Below are 20860 nucleotides of genomic sequence, written 5' to 3'. Positions count from 1 at the left end.
GGCCAAGTTGCATTTTGCTAGAAGTGACAGCACTTCACGCGGTGCTGGCTTCGGCAAAGCGACGATACAACAGCGCATAGGTTCCCCCTTGCGCGATGAGTTCGTCGTGCGTCCCGCGTTCGACGATCCGCCCCGCGTCTAGCACCAGCACCAGGTTGGCGTGACGAATCGTGCTCAGCCGGTGGGCCACGACAAAGCTGGTTCGTCCCGCTAATAAAACATTCAGCGCGCGCTGCACGCGGCGCTCGGTCAGGGCGTCGACGTTGCTGGTCGCCTCGTCCAGGATCAGCACTCGTGGATCGGCCAGCATGGCCCGGGCAAAGCAAACCAATTGCCGCTGGCCGAGCGAGAGACTGGCGCCGCGCTCGCCGACTTGCGTGTCCAGTCCCGCGGGCAAGGCGTCGAACATGTCTAGACAGTCAAGCCGGTGCAGCACGTCGCGGACCTGTTGGTCGTTGGCCTGGGGACAGCCGAATCGAATGTTGTCGTAGATCGAACCGGTGAACAGAAAGTTCTGCTGCTGCACAATGCCCAATTGAGTGTGCAGCCAATCGGTCGACAGCTCGCGGATTTCGTGGCCATCGACCAGCACCTGTCCCACGGTCGGCAGGTAGAACTTGGCCACCAGGTTGATGATCGACGACTTGCCGCTGCCGGTGTGACCGACCAGGGCGATGGTCTGGCCCGGCTCGGCCACGAAGTTAATCTCGTGCAGCACGGGCCGGCCCGGCTCATAGCCAAACGACAGCTCGCGAAACTCGACGCGGCCGTGCAGCGTCGGCAAAGTCTTTGCCGTGGGTGGATCGACCCACTCGGGCTGCATGTCGAGCAGCTTGAACACGCGCTCGGCCCCGGCCATGGCGGTCAGCGCCTGGTTGTATTGATTGCCAATGTGATTCAACGGGCCAAAGAACATGCCCGCCATCAGGAAGAACCCGACCAAGTCTCCGACCGTGGCCGTGGGCTCGGCCCGCAGCACTTGAAACCCGCCGACGGCCAACAGCAGCGCGACGAAGACCTGGTTGTTCAGGTCCAACAGCGAGAGGAACTTCCCCTGGGTCTTGAGCGCCGCGTAGTTGTAGCTGGAATGGTCGGCCACCAGCTCGCCAAACATCGCACCGTTGGTGTCCTGACGCACGAACGCCTGGGTCACGCGCACGCCGTTCACGCTTTCGGCCAGCGTGGCCGTCACACGGCTGAACGAGTCGCGAATCGCGCGGAAGGCGTCACTAAGCCGGCGATGAAAGTGCCGGTTGATTGCCCACAACGCCGGCGCGAGCCCCAGCACCAGCAAGAACAGCTTCCAGTCGTACCAGAGCATGAACAACGCGGCCACGAGCATTTGCCCCGCGGCCACCAGCGTGACGAACAGCACTTCCTGCACGCCGACGCGGACGTCTTCGACGTCGCTGAGCATGCGGCTGATAATGCGCCCCAGCTTGGTGGTGTGGAAATAGCGCATCGGCATGCGTTGCAACTGGCGGAAGATATCGTTGCGCAGGTCGTGGACCACGGCTTCGCCCAGCTCGAGCGCCAGCTTTTGTCGGAAATACATGGTGAATTGTGTGATCAGGGCCAGGCTCAGGAACAATCCCGCTCCGATCCAGGTGGCCAGCAGATCGCCGTCGGCGATCGGGCCTTTGATCACGGCCGCGGTCACCCAGGTGAGCGACGGCATTTGAATCGAGCGGAGCGCGGCGCTGACCAATAGCGCGCTCCGCTTGCGCGAGTGGGGCTGCGTGTAGCGATACAAGCGGAGGATCAACCGCCAGTCCAGCGGGCGTTGCTTCTCCTCGCCATCTTCACGATGCGACCAGGCCGTGAGCAGCGTCGGTGTGCGGCGCGGGGCGGTGCTCATGCGGCATCCTCCTCGGCCTCATCGACCACGATGCTCAGATTGGCCAGCTCGGCCGCCGCTTGGTGCATGGCCGCCTGATGGTAATAGCCCGGCTCGGTCAGCAGCGAAGCGTGAGTTCCTTGCTGAACAATGCGGCCCGCCTGTAGGACGATCACACGACTCGCGCGGCGCAGGGTGCTGAGCCGATGGGCAATGACGAAGGTGGTGCGGCCGGCCATGGCCGATTCGAGCGCGTCGAGCATGGCCCGCTCGGTTTCGGGATCGACCGCCGTTGTGGCATCGTCGAGGATCAAGATCGCCGGGTCCAACAGCAACGCCCGGGCAATCGCCAATCGCTGGCGCTCGCCGCCCGATAGGTTGCAACCATACTCGCCGATGACGGTCTGATAGCCGTCGGGCAGGCGCATGATGAAATCGTGAGCCGCGGCTAGTCGCGCGGCACGCTCGATTTGCTCGGGCGTGGCGTGCGGACAGCCAAAGGAGATATTCGCCGCCACGGTGTGACTGAATAGAAAGCTTTCCTGAAAGACCAGGCCGATGTTGCGGCGCAGGTCGTCCACATCGAGTTCGCGCGCGTCGCGCCCGTCGATCAGCACCCGCCCAGCCAGCGGGTCATAGAACCGCGGCAACAGGCTCATCAGCGTCGACTTGCCCGCCCCGGTGGGACCGACGATGGCGATGCACTCGCCAGGCTTGGCCTCGAAATCGATGGCGTGCAACACCGGGTGGGCGCGGTCGTAGCCGAAGCTGACGTTTTCAAAGCGCACCTCGCCCCGGGCGCGCTCGACGCGAACCGGTTGCGGAGCGTTTTGCACCTCGATCGGCGCGTCGAGAATCTCGAACACGCGCTGAGCGCCGGTGATGCTCGCTTGAATGGTATTGCCGATGTTGGCCAGTTGGCCGATCTGGGTGGCGAACTGTTGCAACAAATTGGCAAAGACGAACAGCCCTTCCCCCAACAACAACGCCCCCTGCCGCACCAGCCAGCCGCCATAGGCCAACAGCACCACCAAATTGAGTTGCGTCAGCAACCCCGTGCCGGGCTGAAAGATGCTCAGCCGGTGAAAGACGGCGTACTTGCCGTCGAGGATTTGTCGATTGATGTCGGCGAACTTGTCGATTTGCTCGGCTTCGCGATGGAACGCCTTGACGACCTGGATGCCTTGCACATTTTCTGACAGGGCTAGGGTCAATTGGTCGGCCAGCTCGCGATTCTTTTGATACATCGGCCGCGTCGACCGCGCGAACCAGACCGTCGCCCACCAAATCGCCGGCGTCGTGGCCAGACACGCCAGCGTCAACGGCACATGCACGGCGAACATGTACCCCAGATAAACGGCCAGCGTCAGCACCGTGACCAGCGCCTGGATCAGCACGTTGTCGATGAACATCCGCACCGCCTGGACGTCGGCGGTGATGCGGTTGATGATCGAGCCGCTCTGGTGCGCGTCGAAGAAGCGGAAGCTCAGTCGCTGCAGCTTGTCATACACCCGCGTGCGCAGGTCGATGACGATCTGCTGAGTCAGGTGCGCGACGCTGACGGCGGCCCGATAGCGGACCCAACCCTGCAATAGCGCCAGGACCAAAACCGCGCCGGCAATCGCGCCGACCACGGCCAGGGGTGGCCAATCGGACGGCGGCGAAACTCCGGGGGGCCAGCGCGGCTGGGCGCTCGCGGGCTCGACCACCCAGCGAATGTAGTCGATGGCCAAACCGGTCAGACCAAGGATGCCGACGCCCAGGGCCACCAGGGCGGCCTGCTGCAAGACGACCCAGGCGCAGCCAAAGCGCCACTGCCAGGCCAGCGCGAGCATGCGCCGGATCAGGGCCGCCTGGCTAGGTTGGGGCTGGGGGTTCGACACGTATCCTGGTTCCCGGGGATCGGCACGGAAGCGAGTGTCCACTGGCTGTGGCAAGTCTACGGATACACGGGAATCGGACAATCCCAGACAGGTTTGCAGGCTGTTTGGTGTGTCATAAGTCGAGTCACTTGGTTGCGCGCAGTGCTGCGACAGCATAGCCCGGGGCGCGCCGGGCGAATAAACTTAGCAATTGTCGCCACGTCACCCGAGCGAGAACGCCGGCCATGAGCCCTTACGCTTCGCACCCCCAGGAAGAGCCCGCGCGCGAGGCGCTGGACCAGATGACCGGCCCGGTGCTGCTCGAATTCGGCGCCGAGTGGTGTCCCTATTGCCAGGCAATCCAGCCCCACCTGAAGGCCTTGCTCGACGCGCACCCTGACGTCCAGCACATCAAAGTCGAAGATGGTCGCGGCAAGCCGTTGGGGCGTTCGTTCCTGGTGAAAGTCTGGCCGACGCTGGTCTTGCTACGCGATGGCCAGCCGCTCGAGCAGTTGACCCGGCCGAGCACGAACGAGATCAAAGCGGGCTTTGCCAAGCTGACGACAAGCTGAGCGAGGTTATACTCGGGTCGGGCAGCACGCGCGGTTATTCCTGAAACAGAAACGGGTGGCAATGCCCTGGACGAGCAAACTAAAGCAGTGGTTGAACGCCGGACTGGGGCTGGGGCATTTGCAGCTGGGCACCACGCGCGCCGCCGAACGCGAGCGCGACCGGCTGCTGGCCATCGAGCGGCAGGGGCAATTTGCCCGACCGGTGTTGCCGCTGCCCCCTGCGTATCAGCATTTCGAGCTGACCCCGTCGCTGGACGAGATTGCCGCGCACCGGGCGCGGTTCGGCACCTTTCGCTCGGCCGGCGCGAACGGCGTGGGCTATTCGTTCGACAACTCGTATTACACGTCCCCCGACGCCGAAGTCCTTTATACACTGGTCGGCAAGTTCGCGCCGCGACGCATCGTGGAAGTCGGCAGCGGCAACAGCACCCGGCTTTTCCGTCAGGCGATCATCGACTTCAAGCTCGATTGCCGATTGATCTCGATCGATCCCGAGCCACGAGCCGAGATCAACGCCTTGGCCGACGAGTGTCACCGGTCGCGGGTCGAAGACCTGGGGGCGAACGAGCTGTTCACGTCCCTGGCCGCGAACGATTTCCTGTTCATTGATTCGAGCCACGCGCTCACGACGCACGGTGACGTGGGCTATCTGTTCGGCGAAATCCTGCCGGCGCTGGCGGCAGGTGTGATCGTGCATGTTCATGACATCTTTATCCCTTACGAATACCCGCGGCACTGGGTGATCGACGAGCGGTATGGCTGGAACGAGCAGTACCTGGTCCACGCCATCTTGATGCATAGCGATCGCTGGGAGGTGCTCTGGCCGGGCTATTTTCTGCAGCAAACGCTGCCGGGGTTCAATGAGGCATTTCCGCACCAGACGTTTGGTAACGCGCAAAGTCTGTGGCTGCGCCGGCGCAGCTAGCGCAATTGCTGGGCGAAGCCGGGCCGATGGAGTACCATAGACGAGCCCGCCTTGTACGCCCCGCCCTCTTGTTCGCTCCCGCCCGCTGGTTTGAATACATGCCGCGATTCAATGCCAGGTTCAAACTGTTGCCGCGATGCCTTGGCCTATTATTGGCCAGTGCGCTGATCGCATTGGGCGCCGTGCCGGCGTGCGCCGCGACACCGGCCGAGCGTCAAGGGGCAGCCGGTGCGCACGTTGATCGTTCGCCGGTCGATCTGGTGCTGACCGCCGACGAACGATTCTTGATTACGGCGAATCAAACTTCGTCGACGTTGTCGCTGATTGACGTGGCGTCGGGCAAGGTGATCGATGAAGCCCCCTGCGACGAGTACCCCCGAGCGCTGTGCCTGGCGCCCGGCAAAGCACGGGTTCTGGTCTCGTGCGCCTATGCCGGCACGGTCGAGATATTTGATATCATCGAGCGCCGCCTGCAACACGCCGGCCAGATCCAAGTCGGCTATCACCCCTACGGCGTGGCGGTCAGCCCCGATGGCCGGCAAGCGTACGTAGCAATGGAAGCGGCCGCCAAGGTGGCCATTATTGACCTCGTGTCGCGACAAGTCGCGCGGCAAATCGACGTCGGACGTTGGCCGCGGCAGCTCGCGCTCTCGCACGCCGGCACGCGACTGGCCGTCAGCGCCAGTGGCGATCTGGGCATTACGATCATCGACGTGGCGACCGGCCAGCGGGTGATTGACCAGCAAGTCGGCGGCATCAACATCGGGCAACTTCACGTCGCGCGCAACGACCGGGACGTTTACTTCCCGTGGATGATCTACCGACAGTTTTCCATCACGCCCCAGAACATCCGCCAAGGCTGGGTGCTGGCCACGCGAATCGCTCGCGTGCGGCTCGATGAGGAGTCGCGCCGCGAGGCCATTTCGCTCGACGTGCCGGGTATGGCCATGTCCGATCCGCATGGCTTGGCGCTGACGCCCGACGAGCAGTGGATGGTTTGCACGTCGAGCGGCACGCACGAGTTGCTGGCCTACCGGATGGCCGATCAAAAGTTCATGGCCTTCGGCGGGCCGGGAGACTTGGCCGACCCGACGGTGTGGCGCGACCACGAAAAGTTCTTTCGCGTGCCGTTGGGCGGCCGACCGATGAACCTCCGCGCGGCCCGCGACAACCGGCACATCTACGTGGCGAACTATCTATCGAACTCGGTCCAAGTCGTCGATTTGGCCGAACGCGCGGTCGTGCGCGAGATCGCATTGGGCGGCCCGGCGGAGCCATCGCTAGCGCGCCAAGGGGAGGCGATCTTCTTCGACGCGCGGCGTAGCTTGGATCAATGGTACAGTTGCGCCAGTTGCCATTACGAGGGTGGCCTCAACGCGGTGCCAATGGACACTCGCAACGACGGCAGCCAGCGGACCTACAAAACGGTGCTGCCGCTGCAGAATGTCACGCGAACCGCGCCGTGGACCTGGCACGGTTGGCAAACCGATCTGGGCGCGGCCATGCACAAGTCGATTACCGACACGATGCTCGGACCCGAGCCGAGCGCGCGCGATGTGAAGGCGCTATTGGCCTACATGGAAGCTCTGTCTCCCAAGCCGAACCCTTACCAGGCAGCAACCGCCCCGGAAGCTATCGCACGCGGCAAAGCGATTTTTTTCGGTGTGAAGGGAGCCTGTGCCAAGTGCCACTCGGGCGAGCTGTACACCGATGGCCAAGTCCACGATGTCGGGCTCGGCAGCAAAGACGACGCCTACTCGGGCTTCAACACGCCGTCGCTAGTCGGAGTGTACGAACGGGTGCGGCTGTTGCACGACGGGCGCTGTCGGACACTGGAAGAAGTGTTGTCCGGCCCGCATAATCCGGCCCAGGTCACCGGCCAAGGCGAACTGACCGCCGACGAGCAGCGCGACCTGATCGAGTTCTTAAAGACACTTTAGCATCGCTAGCCCTGGAGGGTTCATGTCACGCCTGTTCATGATTTCGTTGTCGCTCGCCGCGTGCGTTCTACTGGGCTGCGCAGACACGCCAGGTGCCACGGCGACCGAGGGGAAAGTCACGCTCGAGCCACGCGATTTCCAGGGCTATCAGGAACTGGTGGCGTCGAAGCGCGGCAAGATCGTGGTGGTCGACGCTTGGAGCACGTTTTGCGAGCCGTGCGTCCGAGAGTTTCCCGGCCTGGTCGCGCTGCACAGGAAATACGGCGCCGAGCGACTGGCGTGCATTTCGCTGTGCGCCAATTACGCCGGCTTGGGCAAGGTGACCGACGAGATGCGCGAGCCCCTAGAGTTTCTGACTCGGCAAGGCGCGACGTTCGACAACGTGATGTCGAGCGAGGCCGACGAAGACCTGTACCGCAAGCTAAAGATTTCGACGGTGCCGGCGATCTTCGTCTATGACCGGGACGGCAAGCTGCTGAAGACATTTGAGGGGGAGCCGAAGTACCGCGATATCGAAGCGTTCATCGCCCCGTTGCTCGCAGTCAAATAAAAACTTCGCCAAATAAAAAACGCCGCGGCGAGTTCACGTGGAACCCGCCGCGGCGCTCATTCATTCGCGGAATCGCGAACCGACGATCGCCTACTCGACGATCGACGAAATCTCGCTCAACACGGTCTGCACGGCCGAGCTGTTGAAGTCGCCGGCGGCAAAGGCGTGGTTCGCCTTGACTTGCCCCTTGCTGACCAACAACACGGTCACTTCGGCCTTGGGATTCAAGCCGTAGTTGTCCGGGCCGTTTTCATTTTCGACTGGCACCACGACCGGGACGTGCGAGACGCCGGTGTCGGTGGCGAACTTCTTGGCCTGCGAATCGAGGGCGGCCTTGTCGGCGCCCAGCAGGTTGACGAACGCGCTCAACTGCTTGTCCGATTGCTTGACGACCGCGCTTTCCAGGGCCTTGGTCAACTCGGCCACCGCGCCATTGGTCTGGCGCGTGAAGATCATCACTTGCGGGCGGTTGCCGTACTTGCAGCGGTAGCACAATTCCTTGCCCACCGCCACGCCGTCATCCGGAGCGCCGCCGCTCTTCACGACGTTGAACGCGCCGACCTTGGCGCCGACTTCGAGTCCGCTCTTCACTTCGGCCGCCACGGCTACCGCCACGGCGCACATCACCGACAAAGCAGCCATTGCCGTCGTCCACTTCTTCATAGCTATTCCTTTCGTGCAAAATGCGAAACGAAACACCTGATTCCGACGCGCTCTTGACCAGCCGCCGGAGAAATCGTTTCTCGGCTTCCCGCCCGCAACTTCCGGTGAGGACCAAATTGCCGAGGATGCAATCGCGGGGAATGTCACAGCGAGGCATACAGGCGGGAACACTTAGCGGCGTTCGCCCCCACGGGGAACGAATTGCCGAGATTATTGGCCAAGCCCCCGCGATAATCAAGCATTACGTGGCACAACGCGGATGGTTCGGGCCGAAGGGCCGGTGCGCTCATCGCGAAGTTTTCGCGAATTGCCGCGGTAAAAGCGATATTGCTGGCATCTGGTGGCGCGACGGCGCTCATCGAACCGTAACACACCGGTTATCGATCGTGGGCCGCTAAAGAACACTGGCCAACAGCCAAACGCCGGCCGCAGCAATAGCGCCCCCCGTCAGGCGTAATGCGCGCACGTCGGCCCATCGCGCCAGTGTCAGGCCCGCCAGCACGCCGCCGGCGTGCAGCAGCACGCTCGCCAGCAGAAAGCCCGCTGTGTAGCGAACCAGTGATTCGCCCGGAGCAATCTCGGCGATGTGCGCGTAGCCATGAAAAATAGCGAACGCGCCGACGAGCACCGCGCCAAATCCAAGTGGCACCAGGTTCGTTCCCGCGATCATCAGCCCCAGCACCAGCACCGACAGGACGATGCCGTATTCCAGCCCGGGCAACGGCACATGCCACGCGGCCAGCGCGCCCCCTAGGGCCAGGCAACTGATGAACGTCACCGGTGCTATCCAGACCGCGCAGCCACCCCAGCGAACGGCCAGCAGCCCGACCGCCACCATCGCCAACAAGTGATCGTAGCCCAGCAACGGATGCAAGAAGCCCGAGGCGAAACCATCGCCGTCGTGACCTGGGTGGGCAAACACCCGGGGGGCGAACAGCAACATGCCGACGATGGCCAACGGCAACGACCAGCGAACCGCGGACTTCATGACCAGTATCCTTTCCGACGAACCAACGATGCTCCGACCAGCTCTCCGGTCGGTCGTCGTGGATTATATCGGCGAGACCGAGTGGCGGCATAGCCCGACTTCCGGCTTTCGCCCTGCAGTTTCAATCAGCATCGACGCGACTTCGAGCATTAGCCCCCGGTCAATGACCGGGGGCCTTTGACGTCGCCGGCTCCACAAAGTTGGCGTCTCGCGACCGCCAAAGCTAGAATCAACATCAGGCCCGTTCGGTGCTTTTTCCCACGGCGATTCCGCAGTGTCTCGCACTTCTCGTATCTCGATTCGAGCTAGAAACATGCAACGTCATTGGAGGATGGCAGTCATCGCGATCATCACGACTGTCGTTGTCGCACCGCGCTCCGCTTGGGCCGAGCCCTTTACCGTCAACGTGCCGAGTCAGGGCTGGCGGATCGAGATGGACGTGCCGCCGCTGGCGCAATTCATGGGCGAGTCGAAAGGGCCGGCATTCATCTTTCGCTCGGCCACCGCGGACGGCCTGAATCTGTCGATCTTTGTCGAGCCGCCCAGCGGCAAGATCCTGACACACGAAGCTTGCTACCAGCGCTATTGGCCCTTGGCCAAGCAGAACCCGATTATCGACCTCGATTCGGTCAAGGTTGCCCAAAACGATCGCTACGTCAAAGTCAGCTACGAGTGCAAGGTGCCGCAGGGAACCAAAACGATCCAGAATCGGCACGTGAACTATTACTTCTTCTACAAGGGACGGTTCTGCGACGTCCACGTGTCGCGCTACTGGCCCGATGCGAACGACGATACCGTGTTCGCCGCGTTTGACCGTGGGTTCAAGTACACCGACGACGCGCCGGCCGCGCAGCCAGCAACCAAGAATGAAGCGAAGTAGCGCCGAGGAGCTCGCTTGCCATGCGCTGGTCAAAGCGCAACACCCTGAACTGGCTGATCGGTGCGCTCGCCGTCTTGGTGGCGATGGTCGAAGCGCGCGAGTCGCAAGCCCAGATCCCCGGCAAGGCCGAGCAAATCAAGCTCGGCCGCGAGTTGTTCACTCGAAACTGGCAGGTGAACGACCCCCACTGCCCCGACGGCGATGGACTGGGCCCGATGCGCAATGCCTCGTCGTGCGCCGCGTGCCATCGCGAAGGGGGCGTCGGCGGCAGCGGCAAGGAGGAAAACAACGTCCGGCTGCTGACCGTGGTGCGCCCCCCTGACCCGACGCGCGAGAAGCGCTCCGGGTATCAAGACGCCTTTCGCGACCGGATCGACGCCATCCATCCCGGCTTTCGCCGCGACCTGGCGGTGCGGGCGACGATTGTCTTTCACCGCCAAAGCGTCAACGACGACTACGAGGCCTGGTGCGACCAGTTCTGGGGCGTGCCCATCAACTTAACCGGCGCGAGTCGCATTGTGGCTCGCCGCGCGGCGCACGACCGCGAAGGTCGGCGCGGGCCGGTGAAGAATCTGCCCGGGCGCGATGGCATCGCGTTTCGCCTCAGCGAGCGGAACCCGCCGGCGCTGTTCGGCGCGGGGCTCATCGATTCGATCAGCACCGACACGGTCGAGGCCATCGCCCGGGCCCAGCCGCGCCAGTATCCGGGCGTGGCCGGGCGCGTGCCGCGAATCAAAATGCAGTTGGCCAAGTTCGGCTGGCGCGGCCAGTCGCTTTCCTTGAGCGATATGGTGCGTGCCTCGTGCGCCGCCGACCTGGGACTCGACGCGCCGGGGCATCACCAGGCCGTGAACCCGCAACAGCCCGAACTGCCGCCGGGTCGCGACCTGACCGCGGCCCAATGCGACGCCATCACCGCGCTGGTAGCCAGTCTGCCGCGCCCGCGCGAGGTGCAGGTGACCGATCCCCAGATGAACGTGCTGGTCAACAACGGCAAGGCGCTGTTCCAGACGATCGGCTGTGTGGCTTGTCACCAGGAGAACGTCGGCAACGTCAAAGGGCTGTACAGCGATCTGCTGTTGCACGACATGGGCCCCGGACTGGCCGATCCCGTGCCGGCCACGCCGGGCAAGGCGTTCGTCGGCTCGTTCGTCGACGGCGGACCTTACGATGGCACGTCGTACGACGTGTTCGCCGACGTGGCGACCAATACGTACCAGGAATGGCGCACGCCGCCGTTGTGGGGCGTGGCCGACTCGGGGCCATACCTGCACGACGGCCGCGCCGACACGATCGACGAAGCGATCGAACTGCACGGCGGCGAGGCGCACAACTCGGCGGCGCGGTATCAATCGATGACGTCGCTGGAACGAGAGCGGATTTTGCTGTTCCTAAGCACGCTCCGCGCACCGCTGCCCGAATCGCCAGGGCAGTGAATAGGAGGTCGCATTGATGAAGCTGCCAGCACGACTGACCTCGCTATTCAATCGACTGTGCTTCTCGATTTTGCCTGAATTTGCTAGGGTGACGCCAAGAGGACTACGCTTCGGGCCGCTCGATGGCTCGATCGAGACGACGCGAGACAGATAGGGAGATCTGCGCGATGCGCAACCGACTCTTGATAGCCGCGACTGGCGCTACGTTGGCCTTGCTGGCCTGGGGTGTGGCCCGCACGCCGGCCCAGGCGCCGTCGGCCGTTGATCATGTGCTGCCTGGCACCGTCGACGTCGAGCGGAGCCGCGTGTTTATCAAGGTTCCGGCCCGCAAATTCGGGCACGAGCACGGCATTGAAGGGCGCTTGCAGGCGGGGCTGATCTCGCTGGGCGCACCGCAGCAAGCCGGCGAACTGGTCTTTGATCTGACCAGTTTTCAGGCCGACACCAACTTGGCACGGACCTATCTGGCCATTCCCAAGGACATGCCCCCCGACGACCAGAAGAAGGTCACCGACACCATGCATGGCGACGAAGTGTTGGACGTGGCCAAATACCGGGTGGCGAATTTCCGGCTGCGATCGGCCTCGGAAAGCCCAAACCGCCGGGCCAGCGACCCGCCGATGTACACCTTGGACGGGGATCTGACCCTGCACGGTAAGACCCAGCGAGTGACGTTGACCGTGATCGGCGAGCAGGTCAAGGACCAGATGCGGCTACGCGGCACGTTTAACCTGAAGCAAAGCGATTACGGCATCACGCCTTACACCAAATTGCTGGGGGCAATCGGCGTGCAAGACGAGCTGAAGGTTCATGGGGAGATTTGGGTGAAAGCGGTTGAGAAGTAACGGTTCGCCGCGATCCCAGCGGCTGCGGCCGTAAACATCGGCCTGGGCTGTTGATCGGCTAATATTTTGACCGCCCAAAAATGTTAAAACTTATCCAGGTTGATTGAAATACCGATGCATCGCCAGTGGGTGACACGTTAAAAAGGAAGTCGCAATCCGCCTGTCCCCGCCGGAACGGAAACCCCTCTGCTAACGAGGCCCACCCATGCGTAAGTATTGGCTCCCGTGCATCTGCTTTATGGCGCTGGCCATTGCCCTACCCGCCTCGGCTCAAGGTCGCGGCCGTCAGAGCAACTTTGTGATGACGCCCAATGGCCCGGTGCCGAAATCGTTGATGTATCCGAACAACATGACGCCACAGCAGTTCCAGCAGCAGCGACAGAAAGAAATTGCCGAATACGAGCAGATGCTGCGACGCGGCAACCCCGAGACCTACAAGCGGTATCTCGAGTGGAAGAAGACGCAGACCGCGGGCAACAATAAGAACGCAACTGGGAAGAAGTAGTCACGTACCGTTGGACGGGATGAATCACTGGGAAGGGCCGAGTCGCAAGACTCGGCCCTTTCTTTTTGTACGATGGTGGTATCAGGATTTGCCACGGAGACACGGAGCTACAGTCAGGGTGGGGAGCCTAAGCCCCAATGTCCAAACCTCAATGACCAAAAGAATAAGGAACGCTCGCCCTCGCACTATTGGTCATTGGTGCTTGGACATTGGTCATTCAAAGTTCCCCTCCGTGCTTATCTCCGCTTCTCCGTGCTTTGCTCGTTCCATGATTCGACATTCCGGAAGCGGCCGCAATGCAGCGCGTGCAGTTCTCGATCGCCCATAGCGTCCTCGTGACGCTAGCTTGCCTGGCCATCCTCGTGCCGCGCGCGTTTGCCTTTGCCGAGGAAGAGTTCCTTGGCCCCTTTGACAACTGGCGCGACGTGCAGCGTGACTTTGGCGCGGTCGGCGATGGCCAGGCGGACGACACCGCGGCCTTCCAACGCGCGATCGATGAATTGGCCAAGCACCGCTGGTCGACCGTCTTGTACGTGCCACGTGGGACGTATCGACTGACCAAGACGCTGAAAGCCGCGCGAGCCGAGCACCACGATCTGACCGGCGTGACACTGGTGGGCGAATCGCCCGACAACACTACCTTGGTCTGGGACGGCGTCGAACATGGCGACATGCTGCAGTGGGAAGCCTGGTACTCAACCCTGTCGCGATTGGGCTTTGATGGTCGCAATCGCGCCGGCGCCGCGATTCGCGTGGGACCAAAGTTTTCGACCCACAACGAGACGAGCGACCTGTTGATTCGCGACGTCGGCAATGGCATTCTGCTCGGCGAACCCGACAAGCAGGGGCAAGCCGAGCACGAAGTGCTTCGCTGTCGGTTCATCAACTGCGGCGAAGGAGTGGTGACGCAGAACTTCAACTCGATGGATATCTGGATCTGGTATTGTCACTTCGTCGATTGCGGCCGGGCCATTCACAACTATCAAGGCAATTGGCACGCCTGGCAATGCCGCTTTGAACGCTCGAAGACCAGCGACCTGAGCCTGCAAAACCTGATGGTGTTTTCCATCGTCAATAACGTCAGCATTGGCTCGAAATGCTTTGTGGATTTCAGCGCCGGTTTTGTCTGGGGCGCGCCGACTAGCATCACGGGTAACCGTGCGCTCGAACCGACGGGGCCGACTGTCATCAAGCTCAACAACACGGGGCCTTACCTCGTGGCGGACAACACCCTGGAGCTTTCCGGCGATACGCGAGGAATTGAACTGACTCCCGTCGGCGACCAGGTGCTGGTGGGCAATCGCTACTCGGGCGAGAATGCCGTCAAAGAACAGGGCCGCTTCCATCGCGTTGCCGACCGGCAAATCGCGGCCAGCGAAATCTCGCGAGAGATTCCCGAGTTGCCCAAGACTCCGCCGCGGCGCGAACGACAGGTATTCGACATTCGCGCCGGCGCGGTCGGCGCCGTGGTGCAAGATCGGATCAACAAGGCGGCTCAATTGGCCGGCCAGCGCCCGGTGGTCCATTTGCCGATGGGCGCTTTTCACTTCACCGAGACGCTCATCATTCCGGCCGGTTGCGACGTGCAAATTGTTGGCGATGGCGACGGACCAACGGCCACTCGGCTGGTTTGGAACGGGCCGCCCAACGGCACATTGATCCGCTTCCAGGGCCCCAGCCGCGCCTCGCTGCGCAACGTCAATCTGCAAGCCGGTCGCGCCCGGGCGATTGTCGTCGAGAACGCCGACCAGCCAGGAGGCCGCATCTTGGCCGATCAGTTGCTGGCTTCGGGCCCCGATCGGCCCCAAGCCGAGCCAACCGCCGCCGTGAAGATCGTGAGGGTTGAACAGACCGACATCTTGCTGCGGGCGTTGCAGGGCTCGGGGGGCGCGGGCGATTGGGTCAATGTGGCGGGAGGTCCACGGGGCACTGCCGCCAAGAATCAAATCAGCATTTTCTGCGGCGCGTCGACCACGGCCCAAAGCCAATACTCCATCGAACAAGGAGGCCGGCTGACGGTGCGCGGCGTGTATCACGAGCGTACTGGCGACGCGTCGACTGCCGTGCGAATGAACGGCGATGGAAATCTGTCCATCGACGCCACACGATTTTCCTACGCGACATCCAAGGATGCCCCCACGGTGTTGCTCGACAGCTTGAACGGGCGATTCACGGCCGCGACGACGATGTTTCTGGCCCTGACGCCCGAGATTTGCCGCATCGAAACTCGCGGCAATGGCACACAGGCCAGCGCCTTGGCACTGGCCAACCAGTTCTGGCTTTCCGGGCCGGCCGTGGGGAGCGAGACCATCTGGCAGAACCTCGCGCGGCCCCCGGCGGCGGGCGGCCTAATCGCCTCGAATATGAACACCAGCACCGACGCCCTGCCAGGCGGTTATAAGTTGCTCGCTGAAGTGGGGCGTCAAGCCACCGTCGATAAGCCCAGGCCGCGCGAAACGCAAACGAGCGACACGCCAGCGGTCGACGACGCCACGATCGAAATGCACCTGGAACAATTGCGCGGGGCCCGCGTCTGGCATCCCGGCGAAGTGCCGGCCGGCGCGACCGATTTGTATTTGCACCGGGTCTGGGCCTCGAGTGGCCTGCACACCACGGTCGAGATTCGTGGCGGTAAATGAATTCGTAGCGCGGGCGTTTTGCTGGGGCGGAATCGAAAAGTAGAATTGAGGGTATCTGCTTGCGACATTCCCCTTCGGTCGAGGAAATGGCTATGCCCGTCCGTAATCGTTCATTTCCAGTGTGGCTCTCGTCGGCGCTCTTGACCGCGGGGCTGTGGAGCGGCCTGGCGGTCGAAGCCCGGGCAGCGCTCGATTGGGATCCAGCACATACCTGGGTCTTTGCCGTCGGCGTGCTCGAATGGCAACACCCGGACATTTGGCCCGGCTTCCCGGCCGCGATGAAGAACCGCCGCGACGCGCAGTTGGTCGAGCACTTCCGCGGTTGCGGCGTGCCCGACGAGCAAATCGTCTTTCTCAAGGACAGCCAGGCCAAAAAGGCGCAGATTCAAAAACGCTTCGCCGAACTGCTCGATGAGACCGACGAAGGCGATCTGCTGGTTTTCTACTACGCGGGGCACGGCTTTCGCGAGGTTAAAACCGGCAGCACCTGGTTCGCCAACTATGACGCCGGCAACAAGAACAACAGCGCCTGGAGCGTGGCCAGCATCTTCAAGATGGTCGACGACCACTTCAGCGGCAACCGTGTGTTGATGCTGGCCGACTGTTGTCACTCGGGTGCCTTGTATGACGAAATCTTGCGGCGTCCCCAGGGGGACGTGATGTTCGCCGCCATCACGTCGGTCTACTCGCACAATCTCTCGACGGGCAATTGGACGTTCACCGATTCGCTGCTCAAGGGACTGCGCGGCAGCGCTCTGGTCGACCTGGACGGCGACCGGATGATCGGCCTGAATGAGATCGCCCGTTACACCGAGTTGGAAATGGCCTTTGTCGAAGGGCAAAAGTCGATGTTCATGGCCGCCGAGCAATTCCCGCGCGAAGCGCACATGGCCCCCGTGAAAAGCACGATCAAGGCCGGTGTTGGCCAACGCGTCGAGGTCGAGTGGAAAGGCAAATGGTACAAGTCGGTGGTCACCGACGTCGCGGGCGGCCAGTCCCATATTCACTACCAAGGCTATGACAGTTCCACCGACGAATGGGTCACGCCGAATCGGATTCGCCCCTACCAGCCGCGTGAATACCCGGTCGGCACGGCGGTCGAGGTGAAGTGGGACAGCGACGGACGCTGGTATCCGGCCAAGGTAACGCGGACTTGGTACGGCCTGCACATGATCCACTACGACAGCTTCACCGACATCTGGGACGAATGGGTCGGGCCGACGTCGATCCGCTTGCCAAAAGGTTCGGCCGAATAGCCCGAACGCCGCGTGAAGGGCAAAATGCTTGCGACCGACAGGGTTTCTGACGACGCCACGTTAAGTAACCACGCGAGCCCAGAACCGGCGCTGGCAGCACACACAGCGGAACGGCTGCAAGAAAAGTATCATCAGCGGCAACTCGAACCAGCGCGGCCGCGAGCGGCGCACTTCGCTGTAGCTGCACGTCGGGCAACAGATGTCTTCGCGAATGCGTCCCCACATCATGCGGGAGATCCTTATGCCCCTTTAGAAGTCGGCAACTCCTCGCGCAACAGGCCCCCTAGAACTGCATGGCGTGAACTACCCCCAGCAGGGCAGTGGCAATCAAGGCCAACACAACCCCAATCAGAAGGCGAGCGCTGGCGTGATGCTCGCCCTGGACAGGGTCGTTGGCGTGTTTGCGGTGCTGCATAGTCGTGATTTTAGTCAGCCCCTCAACTGACGCGAGCAATTTAGGATGATTATTTGAAAAACAACATATTCGCGTTAGCCCCTACCTGGGGGATGTCGAGGCACGATTGAGCAGGCAATCGCGGCGAACACCCTCAGTCCTACCATTACAGAGGGGGAGACGTGCGTGACACGCGGGACACGTTGTGCGAGGAGTCCAGCGCGCGGTTTACATTGCATCAATCGCCGTCCATCGGATACGCTAACATGCGTTGAACCCCCGCCGGGCCGGCAACCCAGACGCCGGCCGCCCTTTCCGCCAGTGCCTACCCTACCGAATCGCTCGCTAAACAGTGTCGCACCCCAGGAGCGGATCGATGTTGCGCATTCTTGGTCAACGCTCCACAACCTGTGACGGGGTCTCGCGTCGCGACATTCTGCAAGCCGGCGCCCTGTCGCTGTTCTCGGGGCTGACGCTCCCCCAATTGCTAGCGGCGCGCGAGGCCAGCCCCCTGCGCGGCAAGCCCCGGGCCAACTCGGTGATCCTGTTCAATCTGTTCGGCGGGCCCAGCCACATCGACATGTTCGACCTGAAGCCCGACGCGCCGGTCGAAGTGCGCGGCGAGTTCAAGCCGATCGCCAGCTCGGTGCCAGGGTTGCAAGTCTGCGAGCATTTGCCGCGCCTGGCCCAGCGCATGGACCGCGCCACGCTGATCCGCACCGTGTCGCACGGCTACAACAGCCACAACCCGTACGCGCTGATGACCGGCTTCACCTTGGGGGCTGATCGCGAAAACTACTTTGCCAAGCCGACCGATCACCCGAGCATGGGCTCGATCTGCCAATACGCGGGGCTGGGTCGCAAGGATGTGCCAACTTATGTCTGTATGCCGGCTCATCCGGGCTATAGCCAAGCGCTGCGCCGCGCGGGGCCTTATGGCGGCTACCTGGGAGGCAGCTACGACCCGTTGATGACCTTTTGCGAGCCGAAGCTCGCCCGCGAGCCCAAGGATTTTTACGATCCGGTTCCGCCGCAAGGCGAACCGTCCTTGCCGCTGTTCGACCCGCAACCAGGCGTGACGATCGACCGCCTGGCCCAGCGGCAGTCGTTGCTGGACACGGTCGAGCAGCAGTTCGATGCCGCGCAAAAGTCGCCAACCATCGACCTGATGAGCGAACATCAACGCCGGGCGTTCACTCTGCTGACCACCGATCGCACGCGGCGGGCGTTCGACCTGGGGCAAGAGTCGGCCGCCACGCGGGCCACCTATGGCGACAGCCTGTACGGCTCGTGCGCCTTGCTAGCGCGACGTCTGGTCGAGGCCGGCGTCACCTTCGTGACCGTGACCACCGAGAGCAAAGGCGCCGGGCACTGGGACTCGCACCAGAACAACTTCGGCATGCTACGCGACTTCAACTTGCCGAATTTGGACCAGATCCTGTCGGCATTGCTCGACGATCTCGAGGCACGCGGACTGCTCGACACGACGCTGGTGGTGGCCATGGGCGACATGGGACGCGCGCCGCGCGTGAATCGCTTCGCCGGGCGCGACCATTGGCCGCAGTGTGGCTTCTGCTTACTGGCGGGCGGCGGGACGAAGCGCGGCTATGTCCACGGCTCGACTGATCGAACGGCGTCGTACCCAACGACCAAACCTGTTTCACCGGGCGATATCGTGGCCACGATCTACCAGATACTGGGGATCGATCCGCACCTGATCGTACACGATCTGAGCGATCGACCGATCCACGTCACCCACGGCGGCCAGCCGATCAACGAAGTGCTGGCCTGATGCGCGCGAATCGCGCCGCTACTTATGGGCGCCGCCCGGTGCGTTCAGCGCCAGGCTGTGCAGAATGAGGACCGCGCCGACCGACATCAGCGCATAACCCAGCCACGTCGGCAGCGTAATCATCCGCAACCCGTTCGCGCCCGTGGTGCCGAATTGCGAGACCTTGACCGAGCCAGCGCCGGCGGTCTGGGCGGCGACAAATTGGGATGCCTTCTCGTTCAAGACAAAGGTATCGACCAGTCGCCACTGCAAGCCGAGCAGCAGCAGCACGATGCCAATGATGAAGTAGTGGTTGCGATTCAGTTCCACGGTCGCTCTCCGGCCCAATACGAACAGCGCTCGTCTGTAGTTATCGAGTGCTGCTCAACGGTCGCTTCAATCTGCCGTAGCCATCGACTGTTAGCGCGGCTGTAATGAGAGCGCCGATCGTGGAAAATCGACCGATCGCCGGCGCGCGAACCAATTGCGACGCGCGCCAATCCGTCACGAACCCTACGGCCGCTACGGTTTAACGTCCAGGCCAGGGCGTGGGCCAGGCCTCGGCCGTGTGGCCGGCTTGCTGCACGGGCTCGGCGCCGGGGATCGCCGAAAGTCCCATCGCCGTGAACAGATGAGTCTTCTTGGCGGCGACGATCGCCTGGGTCGTCGCTTTGTGTCGCGCCCAGTCATTGGCCGTGAAATGGCGGACGTCGAGGTAGGCCTCGGCGAACATCGGCGTCGTCTTGGGTACAAACTCGATGCCGGTGTCAGTTCGCAGGATGTGATAGGACAGCGCTCCGTAAACCAAGCCGCCGCCAATGACAGCCCCGGCCACGAACGAATTGAAGCTCATCTCGGCCTCCTTGCCGCTTGATGTTGCCGCTCGCCGTGACTTAACCGCTGGGTAACGATTGAAAGTCCGGCTGGTCCATGACCATCTGAGCGCGGCGACGGAGTGTACGCCGAACGCCGCCCTGCGATCAAGGCGGCTTTGCTGGCGCGACGACATGCTGTCATTGCGCCGGCGCGAATTGCGCGATTATGCGTAGCCTTTGCCGATCGCGCTCAATTTGCCGCCGGCGCTCGTCCGATCAAATCATTAGGAGACCACCGTCACTTCAACCTGCGCTCGAACCATTCATGCTAGCAACCCATCGAGTGACGCTGCTCATACTGCTGCTGTCCAGCTCATTGCTCAGCGCCTGCGCATCACCCATGTGCCGGCAGTGCGGCCATGTTCACGGCCGGCATTGCGGCCGGGGCTGCGGCGAGTATGTGCCGGCGGCCGACGCCGAGCAGGCCTCTGCCGAATCGCCAACCATGCCGACGCCATCGCCGGAGCAGCAGACGAGTGCCGCAGCGCAGCCCGATAGCGTCGTCATGGCCGCCCACGAAGCGTGCCCGCCACACATTGAACGCTGCGGGCATGGCAGCCGGTTTTCATATTGGTGGCACTATGGTCATCAAATGGCGCCAGCGGTCAACGAGCCGCTGATCGAAGCGGCCGGGACTCACGATCTGCACCCGGTCCCCACGCGGCCGGTGTTCGCGCCAGCGCTCCAGCCGATGCTGGTTCCAGCGCCGGTGGCCTTCGGCAAGTGATGAATGCTGATTGCTGAGTGATGAATGGCAGCAGTAGCAGCCAAATGTCACCGCTAGCAGTCCTTTCCTTTCATTCATCACTCATCATTCGGCGCTCATCACAGGCACTTGAATCGGTTCGCGCCGTTTGCGTGCCGATGGCCAGAACCGGGTGTCAAATTGGGCATGTTATTCCACCTGCTCCGCGTGCAATCA

General features: G+C 62.6%; 19 protein-coding genes. 12 read left to right on the top strand and 7 right to left on the bottom strand.

Annotated features, from left to right (window positions below):
- Nucleotides 1-34: 34 nt before the first annotated feature.
- Together JSS27_13990 and JSS27_13985 are read right to left on the bottom strand one after the other, a co-directional pair.
- Entirely contained in the window at nucleotides 35-1858 is a 1824-nt protein-coding gene (locus JSS27_13990; protein MBS0210055.1) for an ABC transporter ATP-binding protein, read from the bottom strand.
- Entirely contained in the window at nucleotides 1855-3672 is a 1818-nt protein-coding gene (locus JSS27_13985) for an ABC transporter ATP-binding protein (GenBank protein MBS0210054.1), read from the bottom strand. The genes JSS27_13990 and JSS27_13985 overlap by 4 nt, the downstream gene beginning before the upstream one ends.
- A 272-nt stretch (nucleotides 3673-3944) precedes the next feature.
- On the opposite strand from JSS27_13985, the gene JSS27_13980 reads away from it, so the two are divergent.
- The 4 genes from JSS27_13980 to JSS27_13965 all read left to right on the top strand — a co-directional run bounded on the left by JSS27_13980 (nucleotide 3945) and on the right by JSS27_13965 (nucleotide 7686).
- The gene (locus JSS27_13980) at nucleotides 3945-4271 is read left to right on the top strand and encodes a thioredoxin family protein (protein ID MBS0210053.1); all 327 of its coding nucleotides are present in this window, start codon (nucleotides 3945-3947) and stop codon (nucleotides 4269-4271) included.
- A gap of 61 nt (nucleotides 4272-4332) precedes the next feature.
- On the top strand, nucleotides 4333-5196 hold the full coding sequence (locus JSS27_13975; GenBank protein MBS0210052.1) for a class I SAM-dependent methyltransferase: 864 nt from the start codon (nucleotides 4333-4335) through the stop codon (nucleotides 5194-5196).
- A 128-nt stretch (nucleotides 5197-5324) separates the two neighbouring features.
- Nucleotides 5325-7136, top strand: coding sequence for a hypothetical protein (locus JSS27_13970; GenBank protein MBS0210051.1), 1812 nt, complete (start codon nucleotides 5325-5327; stop codon nucleotides 7134-7136).
- Between the two features lie 22 nt (nucleotides 7137-7158).
- Nucleotides 7159-7686 carry a TlpA family protein disulfide reductase gene (locus JSS27_13965; GenBank protein ID MBS0210050.1) on the top strand — a complete coding sequence of 176 codons (528 nt, stop codon included), beginning with the start codon at nucleotides 7159-7161 and terminating at the stop codon, nucleotides 7684-7686.
- A 90-nt stretch (nucleotides 7687-7776) separates the two neighbouring features.
- On the opposite strand, the gene JSS27_13960 is transcribed toward JSS27_13965, so the two are convergent.
- The gene (locus JSS27_13960; GenBank protein ID MBS0210049.1) at nucleotides 7777-8349 is read right to left on the bottom strand and encodes a hypothetical protein; all 573 of its coding nucleotides are present in this window, start codon (nucleotides 8347-8349) and stop codon (nucleotides 7777-7779) included.
- Between the two features lie 394 nt (nucleotides 8350-8743).
- Entirely contained in the window at nucleotides 8744-9292 is a 549-nt protein-coding gene (locus tag JSS27_13955; protein MBS0210048.1) for a HupE/UreJ family protein, read from the bottom strand.
- A gap of 358 nt (nucleotides 9293-9650) precedes the next feature.
- Here JSS27_13955 and JSS27_13950 point away from each other — a divergent pair, with 358 nt between their 5' ends.
- From JSS27_13950 to JSS27_13925, 6 genes are all read left to right on the top strand, one after another.
- Complete coding sequence (locus tag JSS27_13950) at nucleotides 9651-10217, top strand: hypothetical protein (protein MBS0210047.1); 567 nt, start codon at nucleotides 9651-9653, stop codon at nucleotides 10215-10217.
- A 20-nt stretch (nucleotides 10218-10237) separates the two neighbouring features.
- Entirely contained in the window at nucleotides 10238-11653 is a 1416-nt protein-coding gene (locus JSS27_13945; GenBank protein MBS0210046.1) for a c-type cytochrome, read from the top strand.
- A gap of 167 nt (nucleotides 11654-11820) precedes the next feature.
- A complete protein-coding gene (locus tag JSS27_13940) occupies nucleotides 11821-12498 on the top strand; it encodes a YceI family protein (protein MBS0210045.1) in 678 nt (225 codons plus the stop codon).
- Nucleotides 12499-12703: 205 nt separating this feature from the next.
- A complete protein-coding gene (locus JSS27_13935; GenBank protein ID MBS0210044.1) occupies nucleotides 12704-13003 on the top strand; it encodes a hypothetical protein in 300 nt (99 codons plus the stop codon).
- Between the two features lie 296 nt (nucleotides 13004-13299).
- The gene (locus tag JSS27_13930; GenBank protein ID MBS0210043.1) at nucleotides 13300-15642 is read left to right on the top strand and encodes a hypothetical protein; all 2343 of its coding nucleotides are present in this window, start codon (nucleotides 13300-13302) and stop codon (nucleotides 15640-15642) included.
- Nucleotides 15643-15734: 92 nt separating this feature from the next.
- Nucleotides 15735-16898, top strand: a complete 1164-nt coding sequence (locus JSS27_13925) for a caspase family protein (protein MBS0210042.1) — start codon at nucleotides 15735-15737, stop codon at nucleotides 16896-16898.
- Nucleotides 16899-16958: 60 nt separating this feature from the next.
- On the opposite strand, the gene JSS27_13920 is transcribed toward JSS27_13925, so the two are convergent.
- Nucleotides 16959-17126, bottom strand: a complete 168-nt coding sequence (locus tag JSS27_13920; GenBank protein ID MBS0210041.1) for a hypothetical protein — start codon at nucleotides 17124-17126, stop codon at nucleotides 16959-16961.
- Nucleotides 17127-17668: 542 nt separating this feature from the next.
- Here JSS27_13920 and JSS27_13915 point away from each other — a divergent pair.
- Nucleotides 17669-19084, top strand: a complete 1416-nt coding sequence (locus JSS27_13915; GenBank protein MBS0210040.1) for a DUF1501 domain-containing protein — start codon at nucleotides 17669-17671, stop codon at nucleotides 19082-19084.
- Between the two features lie 18 nt (nucleotides 19085-19102).
- On the opposite strand, the gene JSS27_13910 is transcribed toward JSS27_13915, so the two are convergent.
- Complete coding sequence (locus tag JSS27_13910; GenBank protein MBS0210039.1) at nucleotides 19103-19393, bottom strand: hypothetical protein; 291 nt, start codon at nucleotides 19391-19393, stop codon at nucleotides 19103-19105.
- Between the two features lie 199 nt (nucleotides 19394-19592).
- Nucleotides 19593-19916, bottom strand: a complete 324-nt coding sequence (locus tag JSS27_13905) for a hypothetical protein (protein ID MBS0210038.1) — start codon at nucleotides 19914-19916, stop codon at nucleotides 19593-19595.
- Between the two features lie 287 nt (nucleotides 19917-20203).
- On the opposite strand from JSS27_13905, the gene JSS27_13900 reads away from it, so the two are divergent.
- The gene (locus tag JSS27_13900; protein MBS0210037.1) at nucleotides 20204-20665 is read left to right on the top strand and encodes a hypothetical protein; all 462 of its coding nucleotides are present in this window, start codon (nucleotides 20204-20206) and stop codon (nucleotides 20663-20665) included.
- Nucleotides 20666-20860: the final 195 nt, after the last annotated feature.

Source organism: Planctomycetota bacterium (genome assembly GCA_018242585.1).
GTDB lineage: Bacteria > Planctomycetota > Planctomycetia > Pirellulales > PNKZ01 > JAFEBQ01.
This window is presented reverse-complemented; position numbering and strand designations above follow the sequence as displayed.